We start from the raw sequence: 7,534 nt of genomic DNA, 5'->3' as shown, positions 1-7,534 counted from the left end.
CTTCTGCCGGTTGAGCAGGCGCAGGCGCAGCGCATTGAGCTTGATGAAGCCGGCGGCGTCCTTCTGGTCGTAGACCGAGTCGGCCTCGAAGGTGACGTGGCTGAGCGAGTAGAGCGACTTGGGCGACTTGCGGCCGACCACGTTGACCGAGCCCTTGTAGAGCTTCACGCGCACCGTGCCTTCGACATTCTCCTGGCTCTTGTCGATCAGCGCCTGCAGCATCTCGCGCTCGGGCGAGAACCAGAAGCCGTTATAAATCAGCTCGGCATAGCGCGGCATGATCTCGTCCTTCAGATGCGCCGCGCCGCGATCCAGCGTCGCCTGCTCGATGCCGCGATGGGCAAAATGCAGGATGGTACCGCCGGGAGTTTCGTAGATGCCGCGGCTCTTCATGCCGACGAAGCGGTTCTCCAGCAGATCGAGGCGGCCGATGCCATGCTTGCCGCCGAGCGCGTTCAGCTTGGTCAGCAGGGCCGCCGGCGAGAGCTTTTCGCCGTTGATGGCGATGGGATCACCCTTCTTGAACTCGATCTCGATATATTCGGGCTCGTTCGGCGCCTTCTCGGGATCGACGGTGCGGGAATAGACGTAATCCGGCGCCTCCTGCCAGGGATCCTCCAGCACCTTGCCCTCGGCCGAGATATGCAGAAGGTTGGCATCGACCGAGAAGGGCGCCTCGCCGCGCTTGTCCTTGGCGATCGGAATCTGATGCTTCTCGGCGAAGTCGATCAGTCGGGTGCGCGAGGTCAGCTCCCATTCGCGCCAGGGCGCGATCACCTTGATGTCGGGCTTGAGCGCGTAATAGCCGAGCTCGAAGCGGACCTGGTCGTTGCCCTTGCCGGTGGCGCCGTGGCAGACCGCGTCGGCGCCGACTTCGCGGGCGATCTCGATCTGGCGCTTGGCGATCAGCGGCCGGGCGATCGAGGTGCCCAGCAGATACAGGCCCTCGTACATGGCGTTGGCGCGGAACATCGGGAAGACGAAGTCGCGCACGAATTCCTCGCGCAGATCCTCGATGAAGATCTGCTTCACGCCGAACATCTCGGCCTTCTTGCGCGCCGGTTCGAGCTCCTCGCCCTGGCCGAGATCGGCGGTGAAGGTCACCACCTCGCAGCCATAGGTCTCCTGCAGCCATTTCAGGATGACCGAGGTGTCCAGGCCGCCGGAATAGGCGAGAACCACCTTCTTGACGCTGCCGTATTTGCTGCCGCTCATGGGCGCACTCCTGCCAGGTAAACGAACAAGGAAAAGCCGGGAAAAATGCGGGCGGAGTATAGGCAAGCGAGGCTCGGGCGCAAGCTTTGCGCCGCCGCCGCGCGCGGCGCTTGCATGCGACGCTCCGGGGCCGCGGCGGCGCCCGCCGCAATTCCGGCCAAATCGGGCCGTAAATCAGCCTCAGAAGTCGGAGACGATACCCTTGCGTTCCCAGTCCCCGTAGCGGGTCGGCTCCGGCCCCTTGGGGCCATCCTCCTCGCCGGGCGCCTGGGTCAGCTTGATCGCCGGCTTGGCCGGGGCGAGCGGCTTGCCGGTCGCCGGATCGACCGGCCGGGTGTCGACGGCCTGAATTTCGGCCGGTTCGCCAGCGGCGGAGGCGGGAACGGGAGTTTCGGATTTGCGGATGTCGGTCATGTCAAGATGTCTTGCGGAAGGGCTGTCTGCCTTCCTACATATAGTCGGGACGGCCGGTTGCATAGCTTTGGCAGGCGAGCGAAACGGCCGAACGAGGGTGTTGCGATGAACTATTTCAAGACGGGCTTGCTGCTGGCGGCACTGACCGGCCTGTTCGGCGCGGTCGGATACCTGATCGGCGGCGAGGCCGGCATGCTGATCGCGCTGGCGGTCGCCGCCGGCATGAACCTCTTCGCCTACTGGAACAGCGACCGCATGGTGCTGTCGATGTATGGCGCGCGCGAAGTGGATGCGCGCACGGCGCCGGAATTCCATGGCCTGATCGCCGAGCTGGCCAGGCGCGCCGGCATTCCGATGCCCCGCGTCTACGTGATCGACAACGACCAGCCGAACGCCTTCGCCACCGGCCGCGATCCGCAACATGCCGCCGTGGCCGCCACCACCGGCCTGCTGCATTCCCTGAGCCGCGAGGAGCTGGCCGGCGTGATGGGACATGAAATCGCCCATATCAAGCATCGCGACACGCTGATCATGACGATCACGGCGACCTTGGCCGGCGCCATCGGCATGCTGGCGAATTTCGCGCTGTTCTTCGGCGGCGGCAACAATCGCAACAATCCGCTCGGGCTGATCGGCTCGCTCGCCATCATGATCCTGGCGCCGCTGGCCGCCATGCTGGTGCAGATGGCGATCAGCCGCAGCCGCGAATACGCCGCCGACCGCGAGGGCGCCGAACTCTGCGGCGAGCCGCGCTGGCTCGCTTCGGCCCTGCAGCGCATCAGCCATGGCGCCGAGCGCATCCCGAACGAACAGGCGGAAGGCAATCCGGCCAGCGCGCATCTGTTCATCGTCAATCCGCTGCATGGCCGCGGCGTCGACAACCTGTTTTCGACCCATCCGAGCACCGAGAACCGCATCGCAGCGCTGATGGAGCTGGCCGCCGGCCAGCATGGCGGCAGCGCCGGTTTCAGCGCCGCCGGCTTTGCCGCGAATGCGGATGACGCGGCGCGGCCGTCCCATATGCAGGGCTCGAACATGCGCGGTTCGGTGCCGCGCAGCGGCGCGGCCGCGCGCCGGCGCGGGCCCTGGGGCTGATTGCCGGGCTGAGATTCCCGGCCGAGATTTCCTGAAGCTACGATTTCCCGGCGCGTCCTACTCCGCCGCCACTGGCTCGGGCAGGGCGGCGCCGAGCGTGAGCCGGTCGCGATGCAAGGCCGCAAGCGCCGGGCGATGGCCGATGCTGACCAGCGTGCCGTGCGGCAGCGCCTGCCGTAATGCCTCCAGGACCGCCGCCTCGCTCGCTTCGTCCAGGGCCGAGGTCGCCTCGTCGAGGAACAGCCAGCGCGGCTGCTTCAGCAGCGCGCGGGCGATCTGCACGCGCTGCTGCTCGCCGCCTGACAAAAGCTGCGCCCAGTTCGCCTCCTCGTCCAGCCGGCCGGCGAAAGCGCCCAGCCCGATGGCAGTCAGCGCGGCGCGATACTCTTCCGTCTGGTAGCGGTCTGGGCCTTCCGGATAGGCCAGAGCGGCGCGCAGGCTGGCGATCGGCAAATAGGGTTTCTGCGGCAGGAACAGGACTTCATGGGCGCCTGGCCGCTGGATGCGGCCTTTGCCGAACGGCCAGAGGCCGGCCAGCGCGCGGAAGAAGGTGGTTTTGCCGTTGCCGGAGCGGCCTTCGATCAGCAGGCTACCGCCCGCCTGCAGGTCCAGCCGGTCCAGATCGAACAGGCGGCGGCCATCGGGCAATTCCAGCGACAGATTCTCCACTGCGAGGGTTTCGCCCGACGCGGCGGCGATTTTCGATGCCGCGTTGATCGCATCCGCCTTGCCAAGCCCCTCGACGAAGCCCTGCAGGCGGTTGATCACTGACCACCATTCGGCGATGTCGGTATAGGCGCCGATGATGTAGCTCAGCGAGGATTGCACCTGGCCGAAGGCGGAAACGGTCTGCATCAGGTCGCCGAGCGCGATGCCGCCGCTGAAATAGCGCGGCGCGCCGACGATGAAGGGAAAGACCGTGGCGACCTGGCCGTAGCCGGAGGTGAACCAGGTGAGCTGCTTCTGCTTCTTCATGATGGCGAAGAAATTGTCGACGACATGACGGAAGCGGCTACCCAGGGCCGCCTTCTCGGCCGCTTCGCCATCCTGCAATGCGATGCCCTCGACATTCTCGCGCAGGCGCACGAGATGGAAGCGGAAATCCGCTTCATAGCGCTGCTGGTCGAAATTCAGCCGCACCAAAGGGCGGCCGATCTTGTGCGTCAGCCAGGTGCCGATGCCGGCATAGATCAGCGCCGCCCAGACCATGTAGCCGGGGATTGCGATCTGGTGACCGAACAGCGGCAGGGCGAAATCGCCCGACAGGCTCCACAGGATGCCGAGGAAGGAGAACAGCGTGACGACGGAATTCAGCAGCCCCAGCGCCAGGCTGAGCGAGTAATCGGTGAACAGCCGCAGATCGTCGGCAAGGCGCTGGTCGGGGTTGTCGGTGCCGAGCGGCAGAAGCTGCATCAGGTAATAGCGCTTCCGTGCCAGCCATTCGTCGAGCCAGTGATCGGTCAGCCAGCGCCGCCAGTACAGCCGCAGCATCTGGCTGAGATAGGTCTGGTAGACGGCGACGATGATGAAGGCGACCGCCACGCCGCAGAATTGCAGCAGGTAGGTTTTGAAATCAGCGAAATTCCTGTTCTGCAGCGAGTCGTAGAAGCTCTTGTACCAGAAATTGAACCACACGCTCAGCGCCACGGTGCTGAGATTGAGCGCGACGATGACGATCAGCAGGCCCCAGGCGCGGCCCTTCTCGTCGGACCGGGTCCAATAGGGTTTGGCCAGTCCCCAGAAGGCCCGGAAGAAGGCGGCAAGTCTCGACATGGATATCCTCGGATGCGGCAGGCTGCTGCAGCCCGGCTGCTGGATCGGACCGGCATCTGCCTTCGCGGCATCATCGCCAATCCCGGTGCCGATGCGAAATTAATTAAAGTTCATCCGTCTTTCATTCAGCGCTCACGCAGTACATAGCTGAAGGGCACCACGAAAACCGCCTCATCCTGGCCGGCCGCGAGCGGCGGCGGCGGATAGGGCGCTGCGCTGCGCGCCATGTCCAGCGCGGCCTGGTTCAAAACTTCGTGTGCGCTGGGCGCCGCCAGTTCGAGGCGCAGCAGCCGCCCGCTGCGATCGAGCGCGATAGCCAAGCTGACGGTGCCCTCCTGATGCCGCAGGCGTGCGCGGCGCGGATATTCCTCATGGCGGGCCAGCCATTGCCGCAGGATGGCCGCGTAGGGCGAGGCCGGCGGCGTGGCCGCCGGTTCGGCTTTGGCCGGCGCAGCAGCGACAGGGGCCGCCGCCGCCGGCATGGCCGATGCCGCATCCGCCATGCCTGACGCCGCTGTTTCGGGAGATGCCGGCGATGGCGGTTGCGACGACGGTGCCGGAGCGGACATTGCTTTATGCGATATCCTTTTCGGTTTCGCGGCGGCCGGCTTCGGCTCCGGCATCGCGACCGGAAGCGGTGCGGCTGCAGCAGGCTCCGCGGCGGGCTTCGCAACGGCTTCTGCAACCGTCTCCGGTTCTGCCGGCGTGGCCGGTTCCTCGGCGGCCGCAGCAGCAGGCGCCGGCGGCGGCAGGACGAAATCGATCACCATCGGTGCCGGTTCGGCATCGAGACGGTCGAAACCCTGCAAGGCCGCCGCCGCCACGCCGGCATGTAGCAAGGCGGCGAAGGCGATGCCGGCCCAGGGGCGCTCCTTGCCCGGGCCGCGATGTGCGGCCACGAAGGCCGGGCGTTCAGAACTGCACGCGCAGACCGCCATAGATGCTTCTCCCATCGCCGGGATAGAACACCGCCGTGCCGGCGGCGGCGGCGGTGACCGGACCGAAATCGCTGACATAGCGCTTGTCGGTGAGGTTGCGTCCTTCGGCGAACAGCGACATGCCCTCGGCCAGCTCGACGCCGGCGCCGATGCCCAGCAGCCAGTAGCCCGGCACCTTCTGCGTATTGGCGTAGTCGACGAAGGCGCCCTGCGGCACCCAGTCGAGCGAGGGCTGCACGAAGAAGCCGCTCGGATGCCGGTAGCGCATCAGAGTCCGCAGTACATGCTGCGGCACGCCGGCGATGCGATTGTCGCCATATTGCGCATCGCCATCGAAGCGGAAATCGCTCCAGGTCCATAGCTGCGTCACGGTCAGGCTGTCGCCGGTCTCCGCCAGATCGTCGAGGATGCGGACCGAGCCGCCGAGCTCGATGCCCTGGTGGATCGTGTTGCCGGCATTGAAGGTCGAAGCCGGGATGCTGCCATTGGTGGTGAATTGCAGCATCTCGCCGTCGATCACCGAGCGATAGGCGGTGATGTCCCAGCCATAACGGTCGTATTTGCCGCGGCTGCCGAGTTCCACCGTCCAGGCCTGCTGGGCGCCCAGCGGCACGAAGGTGGTGCCGAGAGTGTTCGACTGCGCCAGATCGGAGAAATCCGGCACATCCTGGCTGCGGGTCATGTCAATGAAGGCCTGGATGTCCTTGCGTGGCTCCCACAAAAGGCCGAGTTTGGGGTTGATGCCGTCGTAATCGGCGCTCGCCTCCCTGCCGGCGGTGAAGTTGCCGTAGTCGCGCTCGCTGTGAAAGACCTTGATGCCGGTCATCAGCGCCACGGTCGGCAGGACGTAATAGTGATTCTCGGCATAGGCCTCGTAATTGCGGGCATCCTGCTCGGCGCTCAGCGTCTGGCTGCCGCGCGAGCCATGGGTGTTGACGAACTGCCGCGCGTTGTTGGTGCCGGCGGTTGCGCGCGCGCCGAGGATCAGGTCGTTGCGCTGCCCGCCGATGCTGTAATTGCCGGTCCAGCGCGGCGCGAGGCCATAGGTCCAGCCATCCTGGTCGAGCACTTCGAAGATCGGATGGAACAGACTCTTGTGGATCGCCCAGACCGCGATATCGAGCTGGCCGTCATCGGCCAGCCAGGTCGTTTTGTTGGCCAGCCGCTGCACATGCTCGACGCGCGCCTGATTGCCCGACAATGCGTTGCTCGAGGCCATCCTGGGCTGATGGAGTGCCTGATCGAGGGTCAGCGTGCCGGGCATCTTCTGATCGACATTGTAGCTGCCGAGATAGAAGCGGGTTTCGAGCCCGGCTGTGGGACGGTAGCCGGCATTGAGGTTGACCTGCCCGTAATCGCCGTCCGCATGGCCGCGGTAGCCGTCGGCATGGCGCAAGGTCGCCGTGCCGAGGAAATCGTAATCGCCGATCACGCGCGAGGCCTGGGTGCTGGCCTGGGCCGTGCCGAAGCTGCCGCCGGACAGGCTGACGATATTGGGCGCCAGGGCGGTCTGCGCGGCCGGCGTGACGAAATTGATCGCGCCGCCCAGCATGGTCGAGCCATAGGCCAGGCCATTGCCGCCCTTATAGACCTCGATCGAGCGCAGCGCCTGCGGATCGACCTGATAGAAGCTGCCGCTGCCATCGGCCAGATTGGTCGGAATGCCGTCCTGCAGGATTTCGACGCCGCGGGTGTGATAGGAGCGGCCGATGCCGGAGCCGCGCACCGAGAGACGGACCTCCTGGCCGTAACGGTTCTGCACATAGATGCCCGGCGCCTCCTCCAGCATGTCCCGCATGGAGGCGGCGAAACGCTGGCTGAAGGTTTCGGCGTCGATGAAGGCGACCGACCCGGCGGTTTCCTCCAGCGCCGCCTTCTGATCGGCGACGCTGGGCACGGTCGGCGAGCCTTCCGGCGCCGCCTGGATGACCAGTGCGGGCAGGGCGGTCGCGCCGCCATCCGCGGCGGTCTGCGCCAGCGCCGGGATGGCCAGCAGGCAAAGGACGGCGCCGAGCGCCGGCGCGGCGGGCGAGGGTGGATGTCTGTTCTGCATGATCGCTCGACGAGGCGCGCAGCCGCTCTCGCGCACGGCATGGGCC

The 7,534-nt window shown here is 66.2% G+C and carries 6 protein-coding genes; 1 reads left to right on the top strand and 5 read right to left on the bottom strand.

Annotated elements, in window-relative coordinates:
• Window positions 1-1,215: argininosuccinate synthase (locus VF194_RS13770; protein ID WP_330891754.1), on the bottom strand; the 1,215-nt coding region annotated here is incomplete at its 3' end.
• Between the two features lie 180 nt (window positions 1,216-1,395).
• The gene (locus VF194_RS13765; protein ID WP_330891753.1) at window positions 1,396-1,629 is read right to left on the bottom strand and encodes a succinate dehydrogenase assembly factor 4; all 234 of its coding nucleotides are present in this window, start codon (window positions 1,627-1,629) and stop codon (window positions 1,396-1,398) included.
• Between the two features lie 105 nt (window positions 1,630-1,734).
• Here VF194_RS13765 and htpX point away from each other — a divergent pair, with 105 nt between their 5' ends.
• Entirely contained in the window at window positions 1,735-2,724 is a 990-nt protein-coding gene (htpX, locus tag VF194_RS13760) for a zinc metalloprotease HtpX (RefSeq protein WP_330891752.1), read from the top strand.
• Window positions 2,725-2,781: 57 nt separating this feature from the next.
• Here the strand turns inward: htpX and VF194_RS13755 are convergent, their stop codons facing one another.
• The 3 genes from VF194_RS13755 to VF194_RS13745 all read right to left on the bottom strand — a co-directional run bounded on the left by VF194_RS13755 (window position 2,782) and on the right by VF194_RS13745 (window position 7,488).
• On the bottom strand, window positions 2,782-4,497 hold the full coding sequence (locus VF194_RS13755; protein ID WP_330891751.1) for an ABC transporter ATP-binding protein/permease: 1,716 nt from the start codon (window positions 4,495-4,497) through the stop codon (window positions 2,782-2,784).
• Window positions 4,498-4,622: 125 nt separating this feature from the next.
• Window positions 4,623-5,435: a TonB family protein gene (locus tag VF194_RS13750; RefSeq protein ID WP_330891750.1), complete on the bottom strand. Its 813-nt coding sequence runs from the start codon at window positions 5,433-5,435 to the stop codon at window positions 4,623-4,625.
• Window positions 5,410-7,488, bottom strand: coding sequence for a TonB-dependent receptor family protein (locus tag VF194_RS13745; protein ID WP_330891749.1), 2,079 nt, complete (start codon window positions 7,486-7,488; stop codon window positions 5,410-5,412). Before VF194_RS13745 ends, VF194_RS13750 begins: the two co-directional genes overlap by 26 nt.
• Window positions 7,489-7,534 lie beyond the last annotated feature (46 nt).

Origin of the sequence: Ferrovibrio sp. (assembly GCF_036381655.1) — a bacterium.
Lineage (GTDB): Bacteria > Pseudomonadota > Alphaproteobacteria > Ferrovibrionales > Ferrovibrionaceae > Ferrovibrio.
Note: the sequence above shows the minus strand (reverse complement) of the source record. Positions and strands in the feature narration are given on the sequence as shown.